This is a genomic window from Bacillus sp. JJ1609 (genome assembly GCF_036967045.1).
GTDB lineage: Bacteria > Bacillota > Bacilli > Bacillales > Cytobacillaceae > Mesobacillus.
Genome location: NZ_JBALSS010000010.1, coordinates 1 through 26,410, shown reverse-complemented (window position 1 = coordinate 26,410; position 26,410 = coordinate 1). Strand labels below are relative to the sequence as shown.

Annotated in this window: 28 protein-coding genes and 2 pseudogenes; 8 read left to right on the top strand and 22 right to left on the bottom strand. The window is 39.8% G+C overall.

Going from position 1 to position 26,410, the window contains the following annotated elements; all coding sequences use genetic code 11:
* The first annotated feature begins 188 nt into the window (after positions 1 to 188).
* Both V7654_RS10470 and V7654_RS10465 read left to right on the top strand, forming a co-directional pair.
* On the top strand, positions 189 to 461 hold the full coding sequence (locus V7654_RS10470) for a hypothetical protein (RefSeq protein WP_335430285.1): 273 nt from the start codon (positions 189 to 191) through the stop codon (positions 459 to 461).
* Positions 416 to 627: pseudogene (locus V7654_RS10465) on the top strand (hypothetical protein); the annotation flags it as partial. The gene V7654_RS10470 and the pseudogene V7654_RS10465, both read left to right, overlap by 46 nt.
* 441 nt (positions 628 to 1,068) lie before the next feature.
* Here V7654_RS10465 and V7654_RS10460 read toward each other — a convergent pair.
* A complete protein-coding gene (locus tag V7654_RS10460; RefSeq protein WP_335430284.1) occupies positions 1,069 to 2,163 on the bottom strand; it encodes an L-dopachrome tautomerase-related protein in 1,095 nt (364 codons plus the stop codon).
* A gap of 677 nt (positions 2,164 to 2,840) precedes the next feature.
* A complete protein-coding gene (locus V7654_RS10455; protein ID WP_335430283.1) occupies positions 2,841 to 3,704 on the bottom strand; it encodes an SDR family oxidoreductase in 864 nt (287 codons plus the stop codon).
* A 222-nt stretch (positions 3,705 to 3,926) separates the two neighbouring features.
* Between V7654_RS10455 and V7654_RS10450 the strand changes: the two genes are divergently transcribed.
* Entirely contained in the window at positions 3,927 to 4,361 is a 435-nt protein-coding gene (locus V7654_RS10450; protein ID WP_335430282.1) for an Rrf2 family transcriptional regulator, read from the top strand.
* 170 nt (positions 4,362 to 4,531) lie between these two features.
* On the opposite strand, the gene V7654_RS10445 is transcribed toward V7654_RS10450, so the two are convergent.
* Positions 4,532 to 4,891, bottom strand: coding sequence for a winged helix-turn-helix transcriptional regulator (locus V7654_RS10445; protein WP_335430281.1), 360 nt, complete (start codon positions 4,889 to 4,891; stop codon positions 4,532 to 4,534).
* Positions 4,892 to 5,144: 253 nt separating this feature from the next.
* Between V7654_RS10445 and hxlA the strand changes: the two genes are divergently transcribed.
* The 3 genes from hxlA (at position 5,145) to V7654_RS10430 (ending at position 7,157) form a co-directional block, all read left to right on the top strand.
* Positions 5,145 to 5,777 carry a 3-hexulose-6-phosphate synthase gene (hxlA, locus tag V7654_RS10440; RefSeq protein ID WP_335430280.1) on the top strand — a complete coding sequence of 211 codons (633 nt, stop codon included), beginning with the start codon at positions 5,145 to 5,147 and terminating at the stop codon, positions 5,775 to 5,777.
* A gap of 8 nt (positions 5,778 to 5,785) precedes the next feature.
* Positions 5,786 to 6,343, top strand: coding sequence for a 6-phospho-3-hexuloisomerase (hxlB, locus tag V7654_RS10435; protein ID WP_335430279.1), 558 nt, complete (start codon positions 5,786 to 5,788; stop codon positions 6,341 to 6,343).
* A gap of 97 nt (positions 6,344 to 6,440) precedes the next feature.
* Positions 6,441 to 7,157 (top strand): 3-ketoacyl-ACP reductase, encoded by a 717-nt coding sequence (locus tag V7654_RS10430; protein ID WP_335430278.1) that lies wholly within the window; start codon positions 6,441 to 6,443, stop codon positions 7,155 to 7,157.
* A 65-nt stretch (positions 7,158 to 7,222) separates the two neighbouring features.
* Here V7654_RS10430 and V7654_RS10425 read toward each other — a convergent pair whose 3' ends face one another.
* From V7654_RS10425 to V7654_RS10340, 18 genes and pseudogenes are all read right to left on the bottom strand, one after another.
* Positions 7,223 to 7,483 (bottom strand): hypothetical protein, encoded by a 261-nt coding sequence (locus tag V7654_RS10425; protein WP_438825282.1) that lies wholly within the window; start codon positions 7,481 to 7,483, stop codon positions 7,223 to 7,225.
* Positions 7,484 to 7,651: 168 nt separating this feature from the next.
* A pseudogene (locus V7654_RS10420) lies at positions 7,652 to 7,973 on the bottom strand (YfmQ family protein).
* A 167-nt stretch (positions 7,974 to 8,140) separates the two neighbouring features.
* Positions 8,141 to 9,676, bottom strand: coding sequence for an ATP-binding protein (locus V7654_RS10415; RefSeq protein ID WP_335430276.1), 1,536 nt, complete (start codon positions 9,674 to 9,676; stop codon positions 8,141 to 8,143).
* A gap of 281 nt (positions 9,677 to 9,957) precedes the next feature.
* Positions 9,958 to 10,146 carry a hypothetical protein gene (locus V7654_RS10410; RefSeq protein ID WP_335430275.1) on the bottom strand — a complete coding sequence of 63 codons (189 nt, stop codon included), beginning with the start codon at positions 10,144 to 10,146 and terminating at the stop codon, positions 9,958 to 9,960.
* A gap of 512 nt (positions 10,147 to 10,658) precedes the next feature.
* On the bottom strand, positions 10,659 to 12,377 hold the full coding sequence (cysI, locus tag V7654_RS10405) for an assimilatory sulfite reductase (NADPH) hemoprotein subunit (RefSeq protein ID WP_335430274.1): 1,719 nt from the start codon (positions 12,375 to 12,377) through the stop codon (positions 10,659 to 10,661).
* Between the two features lie 27 nt (positions 12,378 to 12,404).
* The gene (locus V7654_RS10400) at positions 12,405 to 14,213 is read right to left on the bottom strand and encodes an assimilatory sulfite reductase (NADPH) flavoprotein subunit (protein WP_335430273.1); all 1,809 of its coding nucleotides are present in this window, start codon (positions 14,211 to 14,213) and stop codon (positions 12,405 to 12,407) included.
* Between the two features lie 169 nt (positions 14,214 to 14,382).
* Positions 14,383 to 15,105: a sirohydrochlorin chelatase gene (locus V7654_RS10395; RefSeq protein ID WP_335430272.1), complete on the bottom strand. Its 723-nt coding sequence runs from the start codon at positions 15,103 to 15,105 to the stop codon at positions 14,383 to 14,385.
* A 22-nt stretch (positions 15,106 to 15,127) separates the two neighbouring features.
* Positions 15,128 to 15,904: a uroporphyrinogen-III C-methyltransferase gene (gene cobA / locus V7654_RS10390; protein WP_335430271.1), complete on the bottom strand. Its 777-nt coding sequence runs from the start codon at positions 15,902 to 15,904 to the stop codon at positions 15,128 to 15,130.
* Between the two features lie 15 nt (positions 15,905 to 15,919).
* Positions 15,920 to 16,531: an adenylyl-sulfate kinase gene (gene cysC / locus V7654_RS10385; RefSeq protein ID WP_335430270.1), complete on the bottom strand. Its 612-nt coding sequence runs from the start codon at positions 16,529 to 16,531 to the stop codon at positions 15,920 to 15,922.
* Positions 16,532 to 16,544: 13 nt separating this feature from the next.
* Entirely contained in the window at positions 16,545 to 17,693 is a 1,149-nt protein-coding gene (gene sat / locus V7654_RS10380; protein ID WP_335430269.1) for a sulfate adenylyltransferase, read from the bottom strand.
* 18 nt (positions 17,694 to 17,711) lie between these two features.
* Positions 17,712 to 18,782, bottom strand: a complete 1,071-nt coding sequence (locus tag V7654_RS10375) for an inorganic phosphate transporter (protein ID WP_335430268.1) — start codon at positions 18,780 to 18,782, stop codon at positions 17,712 to 17,714.
* A gap of 14 nt (positions 18,783 to 18,796) precedes the next feature.
* Positions 18,797 to 19,513, bottom strand: coding sequence for a phosphoadenylyl-sulfate reductase (locus V7654_RS10370; RefSeq protein WP_335430267.1), 717 nt, complete (start codon positions 19,511 to 19,513; stop codon positions 18,797 to 18,799).
* Between the two features lie 78 nt (positions 19,514 to 19,591).
* Positions 19,592 to 19,747: a YezD family protein gene (locus tag V7654_RS10365; protein ID WP_335430266.1), complete on the bottom strand. Its 156-nt coding sequence runs from the start codon at positions 19,745 to 19,747 to the stop codon at positions 19,592 to 19,594.
* Positions 19,748 to 20,061: 314 nt separating this feature from the next.
* On the bottom strand, positions 20,062 to 20,664 hold the full coding sequence (locus V7654_RS10360) for an NAD(P)-binding protein (protein ID WP_335430265.1): 603 nt from the start codon (positions 20,662 to 20,664) through the stop codon (positions 20,062 to 20,064).
* Between the two features lie 901 nt (positions 20,665 to 21,565).
* A complete protein-coding gene (locus tag V7654_RS10355) occupies positions 21,566 to 21,697 on the bottom strand; it encodes a hypothetical protein (RefSeq protein ID WP_335430264.1) in 132 nt (43 codons plus the stop codon).
* Between the two features lie 210 nt (positions 21,698 to 21,907).
* The gene (gene arsC / locus V7654_RS10350; protein ID WP_335430263.1) at positions 21,908 to 22,327 is read right to left on the bottom strand and encodes an arsenate reductase (thioredoxin); all 420 of its coding nucleotides are present in this window, start codon (positions 22,325 to 22,327) and stop codon (positions 21,908 to 21,910) included.
* Between the two features lie 18 nt (positions 22,328 to 22,345).
* Positions 22,346 to 23,641, bottom strand: coding sequence for an arsenic transporter (locus V7654_RS10345; protein WP_335430262.1), 1,296 nt, complete (start codon positions 23,639 to 23,641; stop codon positions 22,346 to 22,348).
* A 15-nt stretch (positions 23,642 to 23,656) separates the two neighbouring features.
* On the bottom strand, positions 23,657 to 24,001 hold the full coding sequence (locus V7654_RS10340) for an ArsR/SmtB family transcription factor (RefSeq protein ID WP_335430261.1): 345 nt from the start codon (positions 23,999 to 24,001) through the stop codon (positions 23,657 to 23,659).
* Positions 24,002 to 24,284: 283 nt separating this feature from the next.
* On the opposite strand from V7654_RS10340, the gene V7654_RS10335 reads away from it, so the two are divergent.
* Both V7654_RS10335 and V7654_RS10330 read left to right on the top strand, forming a co-directional pair.
* Positions 24,285 to 24,620 carry a YnfA family protein gene (locus V7654_RS10335; protein WP_438825281.1) on the top strand — a complete coding sequence of 112 codons (336 nt, stop codon included), beginning with the start codon at positions 24,285 to 24,287 and terminating at the stop codon, positions 24,618 to 24,620.
* 14 nt (positions 24,621 to 24,634) lie between these two features.
* Positions 24,635 to 24,835 (top strand): hypothetical protein, encoded by a 201-nt coding sequence (locus V7654_RS10330; protein WP_335430260.1) that lies wholly within the window; start codon positions 24,635 to 24,637, stop codon positions 24,833 to 24,835.
* A 402-nt stretch (positions 24,836 to 25,237) separates the two neighbouring features.
* Here the strand turns inward: V7654_RS10330 and V7654_RS10325 are convergent, their stop codons facing one another.
* On the bottom strand, positions 25,238 to 26,317 hold the full coding sequence (locus V7654_RS10325; RefSeq protein ID WP_335430259.1) for an NAD(P)H-dependent flavin oxidoreductase: 1,080 nt from the start codon (positions 26,315 to 26,317) through the stop codon (positions 25,238 to 25,240).
* Positions 26,318 to 26,410: the final 93 nt, after the last annotated feature.

Genomic DNA, 26,410 nt, shown 5'->3' with positions numbered 1-26,410 from the left:
ACTCGTTTTTATAGGGCAATCGCTATCCCCTTTTGAATTCTAACCTGCCCCGTTCGTATAATAAGTTCAGCCAGGTATTTCTGGTTGAACATTTTTTATATGGTTTTATGATAACGGTAGCCGGGGTAGAACTTACCTGCATGGGGCTTAGACCTCGTCAGCTAAACCTTGCCGCCTACTTTTGAACCATGTTTGAGGCTGGTTGGGACTTAATCTCGTATAACAAGCAAAGCTATGATACTACAAGAAGGATTAGGGTTACCGGTGAATTTGTTTATTGGAGGAGGAGATTTAATAATGAATCCAGTAGTTGGTCTGGAAAAGTAAGGTTCAAGCATTTCTGGATAAAGGAAAACCATACGGTAAAAGCTTTTGTATCAAGCGATCTTGATGCACTAGGGACATTGTTAGAATTTCTGGAATTCGTGACTCAAGTAAAAAGAAAACGATTGATGAGATAATCCCCTAGAAATAAGAGATTAATGAGCATTTTACGATAGGAAAAGCAGTGAAGGTAAGCTGTACCAAGTAGCCGTTATTGCTTATGTAAATAAGCTCTTACATTGGATTAATGCCATATTAAAAACAAGACCCCTTTCAAGAATTATGATTAGAAACAATATCTAACAAAATACAGAAAAACCTTCCAATAACCGTTGACGGAAGGTTATTAGTATGCGCATTTTTAGTATAACTGGGTAATTTAAGTTTTTTAGTGAAAAGTGTTGAAAAACTATTAGCTGGTTTAGCTAACAAGAAAAGACCGTCGCAGTGGTCATCCTCAGCCATCGTAAATAAATGAATTTTCTCCAGTTTACTAATATTCCAACTATTATAAATAATTTTCCTATCTATAAAAATAAAATAGGAGCAGTTTAGCTTTACCAACCTAAACTGTTCCTAATAAACCATTTATTTTTAAATGATTTAAATATACGATTTCCCTCCTTTTGCGACCACCATTTTCTTTTACAATTACAAATTTGATGTCTTTTCTTTTATGAATAGAGCTATATTAAGCTTACCCGTTCAAATTTCACAAAAAATTGAACCAACTTTTTTTAATTATCAAATGGTAGGAGCAGGAAATTCATTAATTTTCATACGAAGTAAACTATAAGGTTTTTGTCGCAGGTCTTTTCCATAATAAAATCTTGCCTGCCGATGTAATTGGTTCACAATGACATATAAGTATTCATCCGGACCAATCGAAAAAGTATCCGGCCATAAAATTCTCGGATCATGTGCGATGGTTTCCATTGTGCCATTCGGCCATATCTTTCGAATACTATTGTTCTCATAATCTCCAGCATAAACGGCCCCTTTTGCATCTGTAATCATTCCATCAGAAGCACCTTTTTCTCCCCAATACTCCACATGATAAGGTAAATCCATGTCCGGTATATTTCTGTCTCTCAGGGCTTCTGTTGGGATTGAGAACAGATGACGACTTGTTAGTGGACAAAAAAACAATACCTTTCCATCAGGAGAAATCGCAATTCCGTCAGACGCCAATCTAAATGGAGAAGTCCCGCCATCTTTATTTCGATTCATCAACACTTTTCCTTCTACTTTCGGTATAAAATAGGGATCGGGTGAAGTTGAATTTGCTCCATTTAACCGTCTAAACGCGTTTCCATTTTCTAAATCTACGACTATAATAGCTCCTGGTCCTTTGGAAGAAGAATCCGTTATATAGGCATAACCTGCGTTTCCAACACGAAAATCAAATCGGACATCATTCAGGTAAGTTGTTGGCAGGACAACATCTTCTGTAAAGGTATATACTCTTCTAATTGTATTGGTTTTTAAATCAACAGCGACTAATTTTGCCCCACCTTTAATAGGTTCAGAAAAATTGGGTGCCGCTGTATCTAATACCCAAAGCGTTCCTCTTCCATCAGCAACTACACTTTGGACACTGATGAAAGTCATTGTGATATTCTCGAGGTTAACCAAATTGGTTTGTAAATTAGGATAAGGCTGCAATTTATCCTCAACAATTTCCGCAACCGTAAATTTAACATCGTCTCCCCATTTCGGAAAACAAATGAAAATACGACCAGTTTCCGAAACACTAACACCTGTAGGCATAGCCCCATAAAATGCATAAACTAGTTCTAACTTACCGAAATATTTTTCAATAGGCAGCATAGCTTTCATGATATCCTCCTCAACCATTTAAAACGGGATATCACCTATATATGATTTATATTTTTTCTAGTGCATGTTTCTTAATAAGTTTTTCTATACGAAAAGATGATGGAATTGGAATTGATTGTTTCGATATTTAAAAAGTCTTGTCAGGCGAAACTGCGTATGATTTAAGAGCAAATGACAAGATTAAGAAATTCAGGTATCAAACAGCAGCAGCATCTGGGTTCCCAGCTTCGCACTAAAGTATATAACTTTTTTAACAAATATCACTCCCGATTATTCTAGGCTGATATTCTTTCTGAAATATGTAAGATTATGCTGATTCAAAAAAAAAGCAATAAATTCCTTAAAATTGTACCATGTCCATTTAGAAAGCCAATTTTTGTTTAGTCACTTTCATGATTTATCATTACCTACTTTTAAACATTAATAGGTTGGTCGCCTAAGATATCCATTCCTTTTCAAAATTTCTCAATTACTCGCATTAATAAGAATCAGTGGGCTTTATATTACCACAAAGAAGCAGCCCAATTCAGATGCGAATTGGACTGCTTCTTTGTGTGCTAATATAATTTTTATACTCGAAAACCGAACCGGTTACTTAATTTTTGCAATGTTTTGTTTCCTTGTTTTTTAAAAGGCATTTTGATTGCAGGTTAAAAATTAAATTCCCAAAATACACTTTATTGGATACTTTTAACGATTTGGGATAACCCTTCGCTAAGTGGTGTAGCCGGACGTCCAAGTAGTTTTTCAAAATCGCTGCTCTCGATTTCGAGTGTGCCCTCTCGAATATCTTTCTGGATACCAACTAGAAAAGGAATGAGAAATTCTGGAACGCCAGCACCCTTCATTATCTCAGCATAAGAAGCATCATTAACCTGTTGTACTGGTACTTCCTTACCCAATACAGCGCCAAGTGCAGATGCAAACTCTTCCTGTGTCAATAACTTGCCCGAGAGCTCATAAATAGTATTCTCATGCCCGTTACCAGCTAATACTGCCGCGGCAGCCTCTGCATAATCCTGTTGCAGTGCCCAGCCAACTTTTCCAGTTCCTGCAGAAGTCACCCATGGGGCTCCTGCCAGTACACCTTGAATGCTTGAACTTTCATTTTCCAAGTACCAATTGTTACGCAAGAAAGAATAAGGAATTCCTGTTTTCAAAATAGCTTCTTCTGTTGCCTTATGTGTTGGAGCAAGCATGTTTTTACTTTCCTGTGCGTTTACAATGCTAGTATATCCAATAAATTTAACACCGGCTCGCTCTGCTGCAGCAACCGCATTTGTGTGCTGACGAATTCTTGTTTCATTGTCTCCATCCGCAGAAATAATCAATAAGCGATCGATTCCTTTAAAAGCTGTATCTAAAGTTTCTGGACGGTCAAAATCTCCCTGGCGAACTTCTACTCCTCGAGTTTTTATTCCTTCTGCCTTCTCCGGATTACGAACACTAACAGCAAGTTGATTTGCTGGTACAGTTTTCAACAATGAATCAACAATTTTGGTGCCTAATTTCCCAGTAGCTCCAGTTACTAACAATTTCATCTTCCATTCCTCCCAATTAAATGTTTATCGTTCCATCCTTCAGTTACATACAACTCAATTAACTGTAACCATTTCTATTACACGTAACCATAATAATTACAACTTAAGGTTTTGTCAATCACTATAAATGATAATTTTTTAAGGTATAATATAAACGGTGTAACCACTTTTATTACAAGAAAAGATTTATCCTTATAAAAATGCAAGAAAGGTGATGAATAAATGTCCATTAGCAGCCGATTTGCTGTAGGCGTTCATATATTATCTCTTATAGAGTTTAATAAAGACGGTGTAAGTTCATCTGAATATTTAGCCGAAAGTGTAAACACAAATCCAGCACTAATCAGGAAAATTATTGGAATGTTAAAGAAAGCAGGGTTAGTAGAGGTACATCCTGGTATTCCGGGAACTAAGCTCGCAAGGAATTTATCTGACATTACTCTGTTAGATGTATATAAGGCAGTTAATGTCGTACAGGATAATGAGTTGTTTAATGTTCATGAAAGTCCAAATCCTAAATGTCCTGTAGGTAGAAACATTCAAAATACGATCATTCCTATATTGTCTGCCGCACAATTAGCGATGGAAAAGGTCTTAGGAAATGTAACCATCGAGTATGTAGTTAAGGATATGCTTGAAAAAGAAAAAATAAAATAACAACTAGTTATAGTTTTAATAAAGGTATGTCATTACCATTTGCAATTACAATTTAATAGCTAGGCTTTGTCAGCCTTTTACAAGGCCAACAAAGAAAAAGGGGCAATGCTATATCACATTGCCCCTTTCTATATTGTGGTGCTGTTTGTACCGGTTTATATAGTCAAGTTTTAATTAATTGACTCTTTCTTAGGGTTTACCCCTACAGTCTCCATATAGTTTTTACCCCATTTATACATAACATCAAGAATCGGCATCAAGCTTCTCCCCTGTTCAGTGAGGGAGTATTCCACTTTTGGAGGCACAACCGGGTAAACTTTCCGCTCTACTATCAAGTCTTCTTCTAGTTCACGCAATTGGTTCACAAGCATCCTTTGCGTGATTCCTGGCATTAGAGCCTTCAATTCACCAAATCGCTTGGTTCCTTCTTTCCCTAGATGCCATAAAATAAGCATTTTCCACTTACCACCGATAACTGATAGCGTCAATTCCTTTTCACAGTTAAAGATCTTATCCTGCATTCGTGACATTCCACTCACCTCTATCGTTATTATACCCCATAGTATACTTTTTATCACTATGTAAAATAAAAGTGCGTACTTCCACTAAAATATTATAGGTTGTATACTTGCAATTGTTCAGTGATTGGGAACATCATCGATCCCGACTGCTGGTACAGATAATACTCCAAAAGGATAATATTACTGAAAAGGATCTATTTAATTTTGGAGATAGTATAACTGTACGAAAAATCCGAAAAAAAATTAATAGGAGTGAATATATATGGAATTACAATTAGCTTTAGATTTAGTCAATATTCCAGAAGCAATTGAGCTTGTTAAAGAAGTGGGGGAACATATCGATATCGTTGAAATCGGTACCCCAGTCGTAATCAACGAGGGTCTCCATGCAGTAAAGGCAGTAAAAGAAGCATTCCCTAATTTAAAGGTTTTAGCAGACCTGAAAATCATGGACGCTGCTGGTTATGAAGTGATGAAAGCCTCTGAAGCAGGTGCAGATATTATTACGATTCTAGGTACAGCCGAAGATATGTCTATTCAAGGTGCTGTAGAAGAAGCGAAAAAACAAGGCAAAAAAATCCTTGTTGATATGATCGCTGTTAAAGATCTGGCTGCTCGCGCTAAAGAAGTCGATGCAATGGGTGTAGACTATATTTGTGTCCACACTGGCTACGATCTTCAAGCAGTAGGTAAAAACTCTTTTGAAGATCTGCAAACCATTAAAAGTGTTGTAAAAAATGCAAAAACTGCAATCGCAGGCGGTATTAAATTAGAAACACTTCCAGAAGTTATTAAAGTAAATCCAGACCTTGTCATTGTTGGCGGCGGTATTACAGGTCAAGCTGATAAAAAAGCTGCAGCAGCAACAATGCAAGAAATGATCAAAAAAGGGTAAGGTCGAGCATGCATACGTCACAATATTTAGCTAAGATCTTAAAAGAGTTAATCAGAACAACTGACCTCATTTCGGATGAAGAAGCTGAGAAATTGGTTAATGGGATTCTTGAAGCAAAAAAAGTGTTTGTAGCTGGCGCAGGTAGATCTGGATTTATGGCCAAGTCATTTGCGATGCGAATGAGACATATGGGCATAGATGCTTATGTACCAGGCGAAACGGTGACCCCTAACTTTGAAAAAGATGACATCTTGATCATCGCTTCAGGTTCAGGAGAAACGAAAAGCCTTGTTTCCATGTCAGAGAAAGCAAAAAGTATAGGTGGAACGATTGCCGCCGTAACGATTTTCCCCGAATCCACAATCGGAAAAATAGCGGATATAAAGATTAAGTTACCTGGTTCACCTAAGGATCAATCGGAAGGTGATTATAAAACCATTCAGCCTATGGGCTCATTATTCGAGCAAACTCTTTTACTATTCTTCGATGCTGTCATTCTGAGGTTCATGGAGAAAAAGGGCTTGGATACGAATAAGATGTATGGCAGACACGCCAATTTAGAATAAAACGTTGATTGTCTATGAGAGACCGCAAACTATCCATGCAAGATTGCGGTCTTTCTATTTAATTTTGTGTAAAAACCTTGTTCATAGGAGTGAAAAAATGAATTCATTAAATGGCAAAACTGCTTTAATTACTGGTGCAGGCAGAGGTATTGGACGAGCTACTGCTATCGCCTTAGCAAAAGAAGGGGTTAATTTAGGATTGCTTGGCTTGAATATGTCTAACCTTGAAAAGGTTGCGGCTGAACTAGCACAATTTGATGTGAAAGTTTCAATAGCAACAGGTGATGTCTCCAATCTCGAATCAGTTATTAATGCAGTTGAACACATTAAAGCTGATCACGGACCAATTGATATCCTCATTAACAATGCTGGAGTTGCCAAGTTTGGCGGTTTCCTTGATTTAACTCCTGAAGAATGGGAGAAAATCATCCAGGTGAATTTAATGGGAGTTTATAATGCAACAAGAGCTGTACTTCCCGGCATGATTGAAAGAAAAACAGGTGATATTATCAATATCTCTTCCTCTGCCGGACAAAAAGGTGCTCCTGTAACAAGTGCTTACAGTGCTTCTAAATTCGCTGTTTTAGGACTAACAGAATCACTCATGCTCGAAGTAAGGAAGCACAACATCCGTGTAACAGCTTTTACACCAAGTACGGTTGTAACAGACCTGGCAATTGATACTAACCTTGTCAGCGGTAATGAAGATCATGTTATGCAGCCAGAAGACCTTGCTGAATTAATCGTAGCCGGCTTAAAATTAAATCCAAGGGTATTCGTAAAAACTGCCGGGCTTTGGTCAACCAATCCTTAATCTAAATGAAGCAGGTCCATTTGGATCTGCCTCTTTTTTATTCACACCATTAGCAGCCGCATCCGTCATTGATGGTACATGGACATTACTCTTTCCAAATCACAAATCAACTCATTAATTTCATTTTGTGTCAGGTGTAAAGGCATTTGATCGTAAAGGGTAATTATTTGCCCATCATCTTCATGCTGATGTTTTTTTAAATAAAGATAAATATTGTTTAACTGGTTTTCTTTAAGAACCGATTCTGTATTTAAATTTTTTACTTTCTGTAAGGAAAATTCATTCATGGAGGAATCAAATTCACCTGCAATAATTGTACCTTGCATAAACATGCTCTCACTCCTCACAATCAATATTTGTTAGTTTCCCCTACAAATAAATACTAGATGCAAAATGTTAACAAAAGATAGAGGGAGCGAAATATAATTCACTCCCTCAACCCTTTTATCAGTATTAAAACAATGATTTGCTCACTTTACAGTGTTAGAACCTCCTCAGCTTGCGGACATTCGCTCCTGAAGGCTATCGGACCGAAGACTATATGCAACTACTTTCTTTTTGTATTTTTTTACTACATTAACGCGATCGTTATAACAAAACAACCATAACTTAACATCCGTCTTGCCTCTGTGAGTTTGGATTAGAATTGGAGTCTTATTGCTCTCCGCTGTAAAACACCTTGATGCTTTCTTTATCTAACGTTGAATGCAGTTCAAATTTACTTAAAATCCACTCTACCGGACCTGATGGAAGACATGTAATTACTATTTTAAATAAACTAAACAGAATTATTGGGATAATTACAGACCAGGTCATTTACATCCTCCCCTTGTGTTCTATATTTTCATGCATCTTTTGCAAAGCTTCTGAAAACCCCATATTTCAACTTCTGAAATAAAAAAAGAATGCCTTATGATTGGCATTCTCCTTTCTCAAGTCTTTGATTAATGAATTTCACTTATTCATTCTCAGTTATATTGGAGCTATAAGTTTTTTCTTTTTTTTATTTGGGAATTGAATGTTATTTTAAAAGTTGTCCCTTTATTCGATTTGCTTTTAACATCGATGCTACCTTTATGGTTCTGAATAATTTTATAGCTCACCATAAGCCCTAAGCCATTTCCATCTTGCTTTGTCGTAAAAAAAGGCTCTCCCAGTTTTTTAACCTGATCAGATTCCATCCCTATACCGTTATCCTTTATTGTGATAGATATATTTTGGTCTGTCCTATCGATCATAATATCTATTTTGCCACCTGCAGGCATTGCCTCAATGGAATTTTTAATTAAATTTAAAAATACTTGTTTTAATTGATTTTTTTCCCCAGAAATCACTACATCTTCAATCGGGAAATCGCATTTAATTTTTACATTTTTCATGATTGCTTCGGGCTCGAGAAATTTAACTACACTGGTTAAAATACTTTTTATATTACAATCACTGAAGTAAATCTGGTGAGGTTTTGCAAAGACCATGAATTCACTGACAATAAAATTGATACGATCAATTTCATCAAGGATTGTGCTTGCATAATTTGGTTCTATCTCATTTGCAGACAGAAGCTGTACAAATCCACGAATGGTTGTTAACGGATTTCGAATTTCGTGGGCGATGCCAGCTGCCAATTGTCCAATCATGGCAAGTTTCTCAGTTTTACGCAATGTTTCTTCCGTTTTCCTTTTTTCAGTTATGTCATATTGAATTGAAATATGTTTATAACGCTCTCCATTTGAATCTACAAACGGAACGATGGTTGTATCTAGCCAATATTGTGTCCCATCCTTCGCTTGATTAAGAATATCCCCTTTCCAAACCTCTCCACCCTGTATCGTCTCCCATATTTCATGGAAAAATGAAGGAGGATGAAAGTTAGAAGAGTATACATCATGTTTTTTTCCGAGTAATTCTTCCGTGGTATACTTATATAAATCGCAAAAATTATCATTTGCATATAAAATTTTATCTTCACGATCTGTAATAGCAAAAATGGTTGCTTCATTTAAGACTCTCTCTAAATCTGCCAGCTCTCTAAGTGTCATTTTTAAATCCTCTTTAGACTCATCTAAAGCAAGCTTAATGAATAACAATTCCTCATTATAGATATTCAAAAGTGTTTTGGAAATAAGCTGATAGGAGTATTCAATTATTTTAAGCACTTCAAAAAAGCTGCTTATGGAAATCCTATTTTGAAGCAATTCTTGTTCAAGCAAATCCATAATTGAGCAACGAGTCAGATAAACAAAATTGATTGATTGATCCAGGGAAGCTCTAGACTTGATTAATCTCAGGCCAAAGGCTTCTACAAAGGCAATTAAGTTATTTTTGTGTTTTTCATTCGGATTAATTAAAAACTGCCCTATATGAATAAATAAATTTTCCTCTGAAATCCCAGTAAAGTCCATTTTGTTAAATATAGGGTTATGAAAATTTTCTTCACCTATTGGCGTCTTGATTTTTTTAAAAGTATCTCCACTTAGTTCTTTAAACTTCCTGCCAATATACTCAATTTGTTTGTTCATCCTAATACCTCAATAAAATTTTTTTTACTTAATATTTAGATAAATTTATCCAAATACCTTTTTTCTAAACAAAATTACTATTTAGTAGAGTAAAAAACTGATTTCCAAGAAGGGATCCTTCCGTGGGGACCAAATAAATGTAAGATTGCAGGATGTTGATACAGCAATAAGCCTTCAAGAACAATAAGAATGAACCATCATTCCAAATTCATTAATTTTCCTGGTGTGTAATTTAATTAGATAAAATCTGTTTTACACACCTTATGTGTACAGAAAAAAAATCAGCTGTCTGGTAACAGCTGATTAGTTTTACTTACTATATTTTGGTAAAAGTAGAATAAGATACCCAAAAATGACAGCGATTTAGCTTCATCTCTCGCCAAAGCCTCCTCTTCATCAATCCTGCTGGTTTTGCGGTATCTTACGGACTCTAATGCGACTTCATTCATTAATTTGAATCGTACAGGCATATACTTGTTTAGACTACTAAGTATAATTTACACCTTCCTTTATAATGTATTATTTTTCCTTATTCGTTATATGCGCTAATGATTCCTCTTTAAACCCTCCCAATTCTAATCTAAAAACAGATTTATAATAAAAAGCCAGTTAAGCGTCCGCTTAACTGACAAATACTTGACCAAGCGCTCAATTTTTTTGAACAAAGGTGTGCACAAATCAGTGCACAGACTTAAATTATTTAATTTAACTAGATTGACTTATATTGTTTATCACAGTCCAAAAACCCCTATGAATCAGAACTTATTTGAATTTAATTTAATTTAATTTAATTTATTTAACTCAGTTTTAATAATAGATTTCAGCTGGCAGCGTTGAGGTCAGGGGTTCGAGCCCCCTATTCTCCTTCATAATTAACCTTTCAATATAAAGGTTATCAAAAAGAAGACCGCTTCCTTTTTAGGATGCGGTCTTCTTTTTGATGAGAAAAATAAAATTCATTCCCGTCTCAGGAGTCAATTTGTCAATCATGAAAATTCGTACCGTCTGTCACTGCTTTCACGATACCGGCGCGGATGGTAAAGTCACCGAAGTGCTCACCCTCTAACCTCTCCCTTGCATAGCGGGCAAAAAGCATCTGCAATTCACTCAGAATTTCTTCTTCACCAATGTTTTCGCGGTACATTTTGCTAAGCCTGCTGCCGTCAAAGGCTGCGCCTAGATACATGTTGTATTTGCCTGGCGCTTTACCGATAAAGGCTATTTCTGCGAGGGTATGGCGGGCACAGCCATTCGGGCATCCGGTCATCCGGATGGTAATCTCTTCATCACGCAGGCCGTTTTGATCGATAATTCCCTCGATTTTATCGATGAGGCGCGGTAAATATCGCTCAGCTTCTGCCATCGCCAAGCCACAGGTCGGCAGGGCCACACAAGCCATCGAATTCCTTCGCAATGCCGAAAAATACTTGCCATCCGTCAGGCCATATTGTTCAATTAACTCTTCAATTTCTTTCCTTTTCCTGCTTGATACATTGGCAATAATGAGGTTCTGGTTAGGTGTTAACCTGAATTCCCCTGTGTGCACTTTGGCAATTTCGCACAAGCCGGATTTCAGCTTATAATCCTCAAAATCAGCTACGCGCCCGCCTTCCACAAACAAGGTAAAATGCCATTTCCCCCGAACGCCCTTCACCCAGCCATAACGGTCGCCATTATTGTCGAATTTAAACGGCTTTGCTTCCTCCAGGAAAAATCCCATGCGATTCTCGAGTTCATCCTTGACGGTTTCCAGGCCGAGCCGGTCGACTGTGTATTTGAAGCGGGCGTTTTTGCGTTCTGAACGGTTGCCATAATCGCGCTGGATCGTAATCACTTTTTCTGCAACTGTATAGATTTGTTCCGGCCTGCAGAAACCGATTACCTTGCCAATCTGAGGATACGTCGTTTTATCCCCATGCGTCATGCCCATGCCTCCGCCGATAGCTACATTAAAGCCAATCAGCTTGCCTTCTTCCACGATTGCAATGAAGCCTAGGTCCTGCGAAAAAATATCAACATCATTGGATGGTGGAACCGCAATCCCAATCTTGAACTTACGCGGCAAGTATATAGGTCCGTACATCGGTTCGACTTCTTCCATATCCGGTGTAAAGACCACTTTTTCCCCGTCCAGCCATAATTCATGGTAAGCAGTGGTTTTCGGCAACAAACCTTCGCTCAGGCATTTCGACCAATCATACACTTCTGCATGAATTTCGGACTGGTGAGGATTCGAGTTGCACATGACGTTCCGGTTTACGTCACCGCATGCGGCAATCGTATCCAAAAGGGAGGCATGGATTTCCTGGAGCGTACTCTTCATATTCCACTTTAATATCCCATGCATCTGGAACGTCTGCCGGGTTGTCAGTTTCAATGTGCCGTTCCCGTATTTATCGGAAAGTTTATCAAGTTTAAGCCATTGTGCCGGTGTTGCTACACCGCCAGGCAGGCGAACACGAAGCATAAACTGATAAGCAGGCTCCAGCTTCTGCTTTTGGCGCTCATTGCGGAGATCCCGGTCATCCTGTAGATAGCTGCCATGGAACTTCATAAGGCGATTGTCGTCCTCGTTAATCCCTGCGCTAAGTGATTCAACCATCGATTCAGAGAGCGTGCCACGCAAATAGTTGCTTTGTTCCTTTATTCGCTCCACATCGCTAGGCGGGCCTTCCGGAGCTTTTAATATTTGCTTCACCATGTTGAAAATTCCCCTTTCTTGGCAAACTCAATAGACATCGCGCTGATATCGTTTTTGCTGGTGCATGTCAGCCAGATAGGCTTCCGCTTGCTCAAGAGTCATGCGGCCTTCTGTTGCGATGATTTTAACAAGTGTGTTATGGACATCATGGGCCATGTTTTTCTCATCGCCGCAAATGTAAACCGCAGCTCCTTCTTCAAGCCATTCGAACAACTCGTTGCTGTTTTCTAACATTCGGTGCTGCACATGTACTTTTTCAGCCTGATCCCTGGAAAACGCAACGTTCATTTTCGTCAGCACTCCCTCTTTCAGCCACCTTTGCCATTCGGTCTGATAAAGGAAATCCGTCATAAAATGCTGGTCGCCGAAGAACAGCCATGATTTGCCTTCGATTCCCGTTTCTTCACGCTCCTGCATGAATGCTCGGAACGGTGCAACACCGGTCCCCGGACCAACCATGATAATTGGTGTTGCAGGATCCTTCGGTATCTTGAAATTTTCGTTTTGCTGAACGTAAACCGAAATAGTATCGCCAGGGTTAATCCGCTCTGAGCAAAAAATCGAACAGACCCCTTTTCTTTCCCGTTCATGAGCCTCATACCTGACAGCACCGATTGTCAGATGGACTTCATCCGGACTCGCAGCGAGGCTGCTTGCAATCGAATAAAGCCGGGCCGGAATTTTGCGAAGAATGGAAACAAACTCCTGGGCCGAATTGCCCCAAGCACCAAAGTCATTGATCAAATCGAGCAGGTCGCGGCCATCCAGATAGGAGTTCAGTTTCTCTTTGTTCCCTGGCGCCACAAGGTCTCGCAGTTCTAAGCTCGTGGACAGCTGCACTGCCTTTTCCAGCAATGGTTTTGTCAAAACCGTTATTTCATAATAGGTGGTAAATGCCTCTTTTAAAGTTAGGACCTCTCCCTGTTTATTCACTGTTACCTTTGCCTCCGGGTCCCATGGTAAAACTTCAAGAAGCTGCTGAACAAGCAGTGGATCGTTTTCAGGATAGATCCCCAGGCTGTCACCCGGTTCGTAAGTGATGCCGGATCCCTCAAGCGATATTTCGAGATGGCGTGTTTCTTTACTGGAGCCGCGTCCATTCAAATTAATGTTTTCAAGCACTTCCGCTTTGAACGGATTTGTCCTGGAGTAAGTCGATTCGGCCACCTGCAGCGTTGCAGCTGCTTGCCCTAGGGCACTTTCTCCTTCAGCTTCGTTTAAACGATCGAGAATACCCTCAAGCCAATCAACTGCCTGCTCATCATAATCAAGATCGCAGTCAACTCGCGGGTAAAGACGTGTTCCGCCCAATTCTTCCAACCTGCTATCAAATTCCTTTCCTGTCTGGCAAAAGAACTCGTACGAACTGTCCCCAAGCGAAAGGACCGAAAATTGAAGTCTCTCGAGCTTAGGTGCGCGTCTTCCATGAAGGAATTCATGGAAAGAGAGGGCATTATCCGGAGGGTCTCCTTCTCCATGAGTACTGACTAAAATAAGCAGGTTTTGAACTTTCTTCAATTTGTTTGTTTTAAATTCGCTCATCGATGAAACGGTCACCTGATACCCGTTTCCTTCAAGCTTCTTGCCTGCTTTTTTCGCAAGGGACTGTGCGTTGCCTGTCTGTGATCCATAAAGAATCGTCACTTCCTTGGATCCGGCAGGTGGTTCGGCAATCGCGGCTCGCGTATTTACCTGTCCTTCGGCAATGTTAAATTGGGCAGCGGCAAAATAACCGCTCAGCCATAGCTTTTGAGATTCTGATAATGTCGGCAAAAGCTTGTTAAGGAGTTCGGCCTGCTCCTGAGTAAACGGGCTGTTTGTGGCCTTAAGTTGCAAAAAAATCACCTCACAAAATTTCGAATTATACATGAACCTTTTTAATTGATGTCTAAAAGAGTACTAAGATTCCAATATTTTTGCATAAGGACATTTCTTGCCCAGAAACCAGCAAAATGTCCTTCAAAATGCATTGTGGAGAATTTCTATATTCTAAAAGAGACAATGTTTATAGACCAGCACGGGCGACAACGATATCTTCAATAATCCGATGGCTGGTTAAAGGAGAGGTATGTATAATCTCCCAGCCCTGCCTTTTCAGCCGTAATACCTTTTGATTTATTTCTGCCATAAGAAGGCCTGAGAATAATAGATAAGGTACAACAATAACTCTGCTGCTGGCATTCTGGGTAATAGCTTCCATCCCTTCATCGAGTGTCGGTTTTGCAGCAGCCAAAAAACAAACCGCTACATGGCAAATCCCAAGCCGTGCCTTAAGCCCCTCCGTAATGGCCGAAAAGTCAGCCGTGTTTTCTGGATCACTGCTTCCCCTTCCGACAATCAATAATCGATCCTGCGGGTGCAAGTCTCCTGCAGTGGCAAAGACAAGCTCGGCAACTCCATCAAGGATGCTCCCCTGTACCCCGAATGGATCCTTAACATCTATACGAATATGCGGGTATTTCTCCTGTAAAGATGCCAGCACGATAGGAATATCATGCTTGATATGACCTGCTGCCAAAAGGAACAGAGGAACTACCGTGATTTCTTTCGCTCCTCTTTCCACACAGCGGGCAAAGCCTTCAGCAATCGACGGGTCAGTCAGTTCAAGAAAACTTACTTCCTGGATGGGGATATCAATCTGGCCCATTACCCTTTGAACAAAGGCAATTGCCTCCCCTGCCCCTTTTTTAGAACGGGTTCCATGTCCTATATAAAGAATGGCCTTCATGGTTCAGTCCTCCTTTCACTGCTTATCCGTGGACAACAGGCAGATTGGGAGCAATTTCTTCCTGAAACCAGTTTAATCTTTCGTGCAGGCGTACAACTTCCCCAATTACGATCATGCTTGGATTAGAAATCTGTGCATCTCTCACCTTATGTTCAATAGTCTCAAGTGTCCCAACGACGGTTTTCTGCTCGCTTAATGTACCCCAATGAATAAGCGCAATTGGGGTTTGCGGAGATTTGCCGTATTCGATTAATTGCATTGCTATGGTCGAAAGATGCGAAACGCCCATATAGACGCAAATGGTGTCAACTGCCTTTGCCAGATGGGACCACTGGTGTTCTGCAGCAACGTCACCTGCCTGGTGGCCGGTAATAAAGGCGAAGCTTTTGCTCAAAGTACGATGGGTGACTGGAATGCCTGCATAGGCTGAAGCGGCAATGCCAGATGTAATTCCCGGGACTATCTCAAATGGAACTTCATTCTTCCGGCATTCTTCCGCTTCTTCCCCTCCGCGACCGAAGACAAAAGGATCTCCACCCTTCAATCGGACAACCTGAAGGCCTTTTTTTGCATATTTCACAAGGAAATGATTGATCGTTTCCTGTTTCATAGTGTGATAGTTTGGTAATTTTCCGCAATAAACCAATTTGACGCCCTCTTTTGCATGCGTCAATAGTTCAGGATTGACAAGCCGGTCATAAAGGATGACATCGGCTTTTTGCAGACACCTCAAACCTTTGACAGTTATCAAATCGGGGTCCCCGGGGCCCGCTCCTACTAAATAAACCTTGCCTGCCATAGATTCACATCCTTTCTACTGCTCTGGCTGGATTATGTTTCTGGCTTGGAGATATCCAAGTATTTCTGCGACTGCTTCTTCTACTGTCAGGAGTTCAGAACGAACGATGATTTCCGGATTTACCGGTTCCTCATAAGGGGAATTAATCCCCGTAAAATCCTTTATTTCCCCGCGGCGGGCTTTCGCATAAAGCTGCTTTGGATCACGGCGTTCACATTCCTCCAGCGGGCAGCTGACGAAAACCTCGATAAATTCTTCTTCATCAAACAGGTCCCTGACCTGATCGCGGTCTGCCCTGAACGGCGAAATGAACGCAGTCGTCACAATTGCCCCGCTGTCAACAAATAATTTGGCAACTTCGCCAATCCTTCTGATATTTTCTGACCGGTCATGCTCTGAAAAGCCAAGGTCACGGTTCAAGCCATGACGGATATTATCGCCATCCAAGACATATTCATTAATTCGCCTGCGGTACAATTCACTTGATACCGCATTGGCAATCGAAGATTTTCCGGAGCCGGACAGTCCGGTAAACCATAATACGCAGCTTCCATGTCCGTTTTTTGTACGGCGGTCTTGCTTTGTTACGGCTGCTGCGTGCCATGTAATATTTGTTGCCTTCGTCATGGTGTTTCCCCCCTTATACAGATTCCTTTTCCTTCATCCCTTCTATCAGCACCTCCACTACCTCTTTCCTGCTAAAAGTAGACGGCGGAAGTGTACCAGAACGCAATAACTCCCTCACTTTTGTACCAGACAAGATCACTCTGTCCGCGTTACTGTGAGGGCATGTTTTATCCGAAGCCATCCCTTCGCATTTATTGCAGTAAAAGCTATGTTCAAAGAACAATGGCTTTATGCCAAGCTCCTCTTCCTCAAATTCATTGAAAATAAGCTGTGCATCATAGGTTCCATAGTAATTCCCTACGCCGGCGTGATCACGGCCGACGATGAAATGGGTACAGCCGAAATTTTTGCGGGCGATTGCATGAAAAATTGCCTCTCTCGGTCCTGCATAGCGCATTGCAGCTGGGTAAACACCAAGGTGCACCCTATTTGCAGGATAATAGTTATCAAGCAAAACCCGATAGCTTTTCAGTCGGATTTCGGCAGGGATATCATCGGACTTCGTTTCGCCGACAAGCGGATTGACGAAAAGACCATCGACGGTTTCCAGCGCCGCCTTTTGAATGTATTCATGAGCCCGATGAATCGGATTTCTCGTCTGGAAGCCAACGACTGTCCTCCAGCCCTTCGCGGCGAACAAGGCTCGTGTCTCCTTTGGCTCAAGCCATACATCTCCAAATACCCCTTTTTCAGGCTTATTTACAAGTGTGACCTTCCCTGCAACGTATACAGGGCCTCTTTCATAAAGCCTTCTGACCCCCGGATGGGCCAGTTCATGCGTTTTATATACCTCAAGTGCCTCTCTGTCCAGATTCGGCTCAAACCATTCAGAGACTTTAATGACACCATAAACCTGTTTGCCAAAAACAAGCTTGATTTCTTCTCCGGCAGCAAGTGTGTCTGCGGTTTCCCTGGAAACAGGAAGTGTTACGGGAATCGACCAGACCGTTCCATCTGAAAGACGCATTCTATCCACAACAGTTTCATAATCGTCCTTACCCAGGAATCCTGTCAGCGGGCTGAACATTCCAACTCCAATCAATTCAAGGTCGCTTAAGGCAATTGCATCAATTTCAATCTCTTTTTTGATATGAGTTAGCTCATAGGATGGGTCAAAAGCCTGAACAAGCTTTCCCCCATGAGGTTTGGGCAAAAATGACAAATTAATCAATTCCTCTCTTTACTTTATTTTTACTGTCTCCTGCTGAACATTTATCCGAGAAGTCTGCCTCTTCATCAAGGAGAGGACCCCGAAAACGGAAATGACAACCCCGGCCATGGCAATGATTGAATAAACATTTTGCTCAATGATTAATTGAATGAGCGTATAAGTCAGGATCATTGATAAAACAGGTGAAACAATCCAAATGGTGAGCATCCTGACAACAATATCTTTTTTTAATACCTTCAGACCATCCTTGGTGAAGCCAATTCCGATGATGGAAGAAGTCGTGATTTGCGTAAGCGGGACAGGAATTCCGAACACTGATGCCATGACCACAATCATTGCCCCCGTGCCAGAAATAATGCAGCCCTCTTCCAGCCTGATTTTTGTAATTTTCTTCCCGTTAGTTTCAAGCACCCGCCTTCCGAACAGTAGAACTCCAAAAGCCACAAACAAGCCGCCCCAGAATATCCCGCTTCCGGTTGATAAAATGCCTGCTCCCACCAATGGGCCAACCGCATTTGCCACATTGTTCATACCAGCTGAAAAAGCCTCGAAAATGCCCATAAATACAACCAGGACTGACAGGATCGGTATTGCTTTAGGAGCCTCCAACCAGTTTTTTACCCGCTCAGTTTTTAAAAAGCCAGAAGCAAAAATGGCTACTAAAAAGGCAATGATCGGGGTCAGGAGCCAAAAAAACATAATCCAGAGAAGTTTGGCTGCAAATACGGATTGGTAGACAAGCCCTGCACCAACGACAGAGCCAACAGCTACTTCACTTGTAGAAAGCGGAATGCCAAAAATATTTGCCAAAAACAAGGACAGAGCGGCAGAAGCGATAACTATTAATGCGATTTTTACAGTAAAAGTACTCTCCGGAACAATCCCGCTTCCTATCGTTTTGACGACTTCACCGCCGCCAATCCAGGCCCCAAGAAAGACAGCGATACTGCAAAGCAGCAAACCCAATCCTTTTTTGACGACCCCTGAACCGTATGAAATGCCCATTGAAGCCGCCGCTCCGCTTCCACCTATGTTCATGGCAAAAAATAAACCTAACAGAATCGCTATAGTTGTTAGCAAAACAAATGCCTCCTTTAACGGGTATGCAGCCCACACTCCGTCTTGCCGCTTCCTGACCAGCGGCCTGCCCTCGAATCACCATCAGCAGTTACAGGCTTCGTACAAGGCAGGCAGCCAATGCTTGGATATTGGTAATCATGCAAGGTATTGTATGGGAGCTCCTTTTCACGGATATAATTCCAAACATCATCCCAGGTCCAATGAATCAATGGACAAATCTTGATATTCCGGAATTTTTCATCCTTGTTGATAAAATCTGTGTTTGCCCTTGTAGGTGATTGTTCCCTGCGCAGGCCGGATATCCATGCTTGTTTTGATGACAGAGTTTCCTGCAAAGGAATGACCTTGCGGATATTGCAACACTGGTTCGGATCCCTAAGCCATAGAGCCGACCCATATTGCGCTCCCTGTTCTTCAAGGCCCAGCTCTGGTTCCTTTATCTCAATCATTAAAGACGGAAATCTGGCTTGGATTTGACTGATGACCTGAATGGTTTCCGGAAAGTGCAACCCTGTATCCAAAAAGACAATATGTGCATCCGGCTTTATTTGCTGGATGAGATCGATTAATACAATCGCTTCTGCCCCGAAACTGGAAGCATAGACAATCTCTTCTTGAGGATAGGCACTGTAAGCCCACTCAAGGACGGATAGCGCCCCTTTGGTCTCATCGTCGAAAGTAAAATTCCCGGAAATTTGATTCCATTTTTTATAAGTTACTGCTACCGACATTCCTTCAAACCTCCTATTCACAATAAAAAAGGCAGCCTCCCACCAATGAATTGATGGAGACCGCCTCTAGTTTTCTAGTCAGCGATTTTTATTTGATTGGAGCCTAACCTTTTCGTTTTTCTCAATTTGGACAATCCTTCCATCCTGAACAACTAAGGTGATTGAACCAAATTTTAATGTTTTAAGCATATTCTCAAGATGTTCAAATAGTTCTTCCTTTTCTCCTGCATCCAAGCGATTCGCGCCCCCTCTTTTATTGAAAATCTTTCTAGGAACGTATTGCTGTTGTAAAAATAATAAATTCCCCAATCGTCCCATAAGGTCTTTTGCAGATTCAAGAGGGCCACAATGGAGGGGGAATTTCATATATTGAAATAAATCCTACCATGCCGATAGGATTAATGCAATTAAAAAATTAAAAAATTCTAAATATATTACAAAAGTTCTATGTTGATAATTTTTAGTCCCGGGTCGGGACTATATAAAAATATCATTTACATAAAAAGAAGACTGTCAACTATTTTGACAGCCTTCATATATTAAAGCTTCTACTCCTCAAGCCGCTTGAAAAAACCGATTCTTTTAGCAAATGAATTTTTATATTTTTCATCAAGGGCTTCCTTGTACAAACTCTGTTTTTTCTCTTTTGGAAAAAAGCTATTTTTTATCTTGAACCTGACTTCATGCAAAAATTCTAAATACTCATCATACGATTCATCATATATTTCCTTCAGATCATCACGAATTTTTTTTGCAAGTGTTGGGCTTGCCCCCCCTGTTGCAACACTGATTTGTAGTTTTCCTCGAGTAAGTGTTGCAGGAATATGAAAATTGCCTATTTCTGAATCAGAAACCACATTAACAAGACTTGAATCCTTTGTTTTTTCAAAGATTTCTTGATTAATTATCGAATCATTAGTAGCAGCAATGATCAAAAATGCATCTTTGTAATCAGCAAACTCAATTTCTTTTCGAAGGACATCAATTTTCCCATCTTGGTACAACTCTTCAATTTCAGGGATTAAAATCGGACTTACTACTGTAACTTTAGCTTTTGCCTGAAGAAGGGGTACCAGCTTGAAATAAGCTATTTTTCCGCCTCCCGCCACAACACACGGCTTACCTTCAATTTTTAGTGAAATCGCGTACATTAAATTCTTCCCTCCCACCAGTTTTAATCTCAATCATCACTTTAAATTTATACTGCCAGCATATAAGAACCTCACCTTAACACGTTTCAGGTTGTTCGAAGATGTTCCTAAAAAACAGCTGTGTTACCTTAAGGTGATTGGTACAGTTTTCTTACTGTTATATTTATTATTAGTCACAGAAAAATATAAGATCTTCAGCAAATATTAGCGAAGATTGCGATTAAAAGGAACCAACTCTTGTAAGGAAACCATTCGTAATTATTTATTCAAACGTTTGATAACTTTCCAACCATGGTAAGAAATCCATTGAGGAAATACTCCAAGACCTCTTTTTTTCAATCTATGGACCCAATGACTAGTTAAACAAGAAGTTTAGTAGCCTTATAGTAGTTCTTCAATTATTTTAGAGAAAATCCTAATGAAGTAGGAAAATCGCTAATTGTTTTTCAAGAGTTCTCATATTTTATTTTCTCTACAATTTTACCCTTTACATGTCGTTCTGAAAGACGGAATAAATCATCAGGTACTTCTTCAAGGATTATTACTTCTCCCCTTTTTTGTTTTCTTAATCTAAGTTAAATTCTCCAAGTAATTGGAAATCCCTTTTTGAACTAAACTTCATCATAAGTCGGATAAGAAAATTCAATACATTATTAAAAAAGCCAGTTAAGCATCAACTTAACTGGACATTTTTTGACCACATGCTATTTAAACTAGTGTACAAATCAGTGCACAGACTTTATTTATTTTATTGAACTAGCTTTACTTAAATTATTTACAACAATCCACAAACCCTTATAATTCAAGACTTTATTGATTTTAATATAACTTAACTCAGTTTTCGTATACGGATTTCCTCTGGCAGCGTTGAGGTCAGGGGTTCGAGCCATCTATTCTCCACTTACCGGAAACCCTTGCTTAGCAAGGGTTTTTTCCATTTCCAAGCGTTCAAAATAGACTCGTATTTTTCCCAAAAGTACTTGTTAGCTTCTGCACGCAAATCAAAGATGACATCTGCCTTATCCTTTTTCATTACCTCTTAGACATCATCTGCACCGCCGATGAAATTTCGATCGGTTTTTTAACTCATTGTTGAATCCTCCCTAGTTAACAGCAGTCACTTTCCTTTCCTGGCAAAACAAATGCACCTTTATCTTCTGAATCATCTAATGTTAACCGTTCAACAAAAGAACTCCTTTAGTTATGAAAATAGCCAAGAGGTATACCTCTTAGCTAATAAGATTTACTTTCCAGTTTCAGCGAATGTTTGGATGCGGTCTTTAATCTCGTCACGTACACGCTGGAAGAAAGCCCATTTCTCTTCTTCTGTACCTTCAGCTTTGGCAGGGTCATCAAAGCCCCAATGCTCGCGCTTTACGTGAGGTGGTGTCATTGGGCAATGCTCATCTGCATGACCACAAAGCGTTACAACAATGTCTGCATTATTAAGGATTTGAGGATCAATCACATCAGATGTGTTGTTGGAAATATCTACTCCTGCCTCTTTCATCGCTTTTACTGCATTAGGATTTAAGCCGTGCGCTTCTAGACCAGCACTCTTAACGTCCCACTCATCTCCAAGATACTGTTTAGCCCAGCCATCAGCCATTTGGCTTCTGCAAGAGTTTCCCGTACATAAAAAGTAGATTGTTTTTTTAAACATCGTTAGTTCGCTCCCTTGTTAAATAATAAGTAACCAAATATATAGGCCTACAAGTGTAATGAACAAAGTAGGGATGGTTAAAATGATTCCTGTTTTAAAATAAGTGCCCCATGAAATCTTTACGCCTTTCAAAGAAAGAACGTGGAGCCAAAGAAGTGTTGCCAATGAACCAATCGGAGTAATCTTCGGACCCAAGTCTGACCCAATGACATTTGCGTAAATAAGTGCTTCGCGGATAGCTCCTGTTGTGTTAGTATCTGAAATCGCCAGAGCATCTATCATGACCGTTGGCATATTGTTCATGATTGAAGACAAAATCGCGGCAATGAATCCCATTCCGATTGTTGCAACAAACAAGCCCTGATCAGCCGCAGCCTGGATAACATCTGCAAGGATGTTCGTCAAACCAGCGTTACGCAGTCCGTAAACAACTACGTACATTCCAATCGAGAAGAATACGATTGCCCACGGTGCTCCTTTTACTACATTTGAAGTGTGGACCGCAGGGCTTCTTCTAGCCATCATCAAAAAGAAAATGGCAACGATGCCAGCAATGAACGATACGGGGATGTTAAGGAATTCACTTGCAAAATACCCGACAAGCAGGATTCCCAATACTACCCAAGATAAGCGGAACATCTTCATATCCTTGATTGCTTCTACAGGCTTCTTCAAATCAGACATCTCATAGTTTTTTGGGATGCTATTACGGAAGAATAGATATAATACCAAGATACTTGCCGCTAAAGAGAATAAGTTCGGTACGATCATACGAGAAGCATATTCGACGAATCCAATATTAAAGAAATCGGCAGAGACGATATTTACCAAGTTACTTACTACTAATGGCAATGAAGTCGTATCGGCAATGAATCCACTCGCGATGATAAAAGGAAATACCATTTTTTCTTCGAATTTTAGATTCCTCACCATCGCCAATACAATAGGAGTTAAGATCAAGGCCGCACCATCATTTGCAAACAACGCAGCAACAGCAGCACCTAGAAGTGAAACGTAAATAAACATCTTAATGCCGTTGCCTTTTGCTGCTCGTGCCATGTGCAATGCAGACCATTCGAAAAATCCAATTTCGTCTAAAATGAGGGAAATAATAATGATCGCGATAAATGCTAGTGTCGCATTCCAGACAATCCCGGTAACATCAATGACATCCTGAAAATCGACAACACCAAAAATCAAGGCTAAAACCGCTCCACCTACCGCTGACCAGCCAATTCCGAGCCCTTTAGGCTGCCATATTACCAAAGTCAGTGTCAAAAGGAAGATAAGTGAAGCTATAATTGCTAATGACAATTTCAAACACCTCCGTTATTCACAAGAAATCCGTTTTCCTTGCTTTTCAAGTTCTGTTAGTTTTTCTTCCTGACTAGGCAGTGCATTTAAAAGCAATTGTACAAATTCAAATTGTTCATACCCCTGATTAAGCGAGTAAAAGATCCATTGACCTCTCCTGCTTTCTTTTACCAACCCAGCATCCTTTAATTTTCGGATATGCTGGCTAATGGCTGGCTGACTTGTATCGAATATCTCTACAAATTCACAAACACAGCAATCATGATCGGCTAAAATCTTTACCATCGTTAACCTTGTCTTATCTCCCAGAAGCTTTAACAAAGCCGAAGCATGTTCAATATCAATACATTGTTTTATCATCGCACATTACCTCCATCACGGAATCATCATATAATAATACGCTTATATAATCAAGTTGTTATATGCTAAGGAATTATTAACTTTTTGTAAATATACTAATCATTAAGATGTTCAAGTGGCTGGCTATATATGTGATAATCAACTTGGAAAATTACATAAAATCTAAGTTATAATTTAATTAATCCATATAACCATTTAAAATTGGTTACAAACATTTCGACCTTTCAAAAGAACGATGATTTTGCATTTTAGTACAATCTAATGTTTTTAAAAATTTAAGGAAGTGATTTACATTCTTTATGCAATTGTTTTATTTATTCTTGCTGGTATAGCTGAAATTGGTGGAGGTTATCTGATTTGGTTATGGCTTCGAGAAGGGAAACCATATTACTGGGGGATAGCTGGAGGTATTGCCTTAGCTCTGTACGGTGTTATAGCGACTCTCCAAACATTTCCATCATTCGGCAGAGTTTATGCAGCTTATGGTGGAGTGTTTATAGTATTATCCGTTTTATGGGGATGGGGAATTGATAGAAAAACCCCTGATTTATACGATTGGGTAGGTGCAGGAATATGTATTCTTGGCGTTTCAGTAATGTTATTTGCACCACGCCAGTAGAAGGAGAATCCTTGATGGTCATTCAAGCTAATATGTCACCAGAAGCAATTGTTGATGTTTGGAAAAATACTGCCGAGGTTTTTACAAAGTATAATATTCCTCTTGTAAACCAATCGTTAGAAAAGCTAGTAAAAAATGACCTTTTGATTGTGCTGCTTCAAGAACTAAATTCTATCGTAGGAAGTTCTACTGCAACTTGCATTGAAGGCGGCTGACACATGCCAATTAAAAAAGAGTAGGTTACTCTTTAATAAATATTCTTATAAAGATGGGAACTTTAGATTTGGATCTGTTCACCTCAACTGTGGATTTTCGCTCCAGGCACTTGCTTTCCGCAGGGCGTCGCCCTAGCCGCTAATTCCGCTGGAGTAAAGTTCCCTCCACTACAATCAACAGGTTCTAAAAATCACCATTGACCTATAACACAGACATTCATGCTAATGAAAATTCTCACCATGGCGCATGAAAATTACCAGTGATGCCCATACCGTTAGTACAGTGATTATTACTAGAGTTCGATTTGGCTTGATGTCTTGAACTCGTAACACAGACGAACCCCGGCAAGCAAGTGAACAATGTTTTGTTGCTCTCATTTTGAGAATTTAACTATTAAAGGTTTATATACTATTCTTGATTTTTTCAGCTTCGGAAATCACATTTTTAATTAAAGTATTAACCGTTTGAATTTTAGCTAGTCTTGGACTTTGACCGGACCATAGTGACATATAGTCTTGATTATTTTGTGTAGCAGAAGCTTTTCTTATCGTTTGAGTGAGTGCATTTTGAACTGGAAAATCCGGAACAGACGCTTCAGCCTTCTGCATTTCTTCAATAAATCGATTTTTAATTCCTCTTGCCATTTTGCCAGAAAATGCTCGAGTTAAAACAATCTGGTCTTCGTGAGCATGAAGAATTCCTTCTTTATGTACCTTATGTGCTCCACTTTCAATGCAAGTTAAGAATGCAGTACCCATTTGTACACCTTTAGCTCCCAAACAAGTAGAAGCAATAAACCCTCTGCCATCCATAATTCCTCCAGCAGAAATAACAGGAATGTTTACATTATCAACAACCTGCGGAATTAGTGACATCAAACCCACCAGGCTCTCCTGGTCACCATTAATAAAATTCCCTCGATGTCCACCAGCTTCACTACCTTGCACAACTACAATATCCATTCCACTTTTTTCAATTTCAACTGCCTCTCTTACAGTTGCTGCAGTTCCTATTAATATAATGTTATGTTGTTTTAACTCTCTGATCACTTCCATAGAAGGAATGCCAAATGTAAAAGAACAAACAGGGACTTTTTCTTCAATAACGATCTTAATTTGTTCTTTAAATGTTTCTAAAACATTATTAACTTTAGGCAGTTCAATGGTTTCTTCATGAGGTAAATTCAATTGCTCACGAATAGGCTGTAGCATCTCATTAGCGAATTTAATTTCATTATGTGAAACATGGAATTCGTTAGGAACAAATAGATTGATACCAAAAAATTTGGATGTTAACTGCTTTATTTCCCTGATTTGTTCGCGTATTTGAGCAGGGGTCAGATATCCAGCTCCAATGGTTCCTAGACCTCCAGAATTAGAAACTTCAGCTACTAATCTAGAAGTTGTAATTCCGCCCGCCATAGGTGCTTGTATAATCGGATACTCAATGTGCAAAAGTTCAGTAACTTCATTATTCAACATAAAATTACACCTCAATTCTTTTATTGGTTTACACGTTTAACTATTCTCTACAAACCAAACAAGCCCCTTTTTTTAGGCTGTGTTAAACTTGTC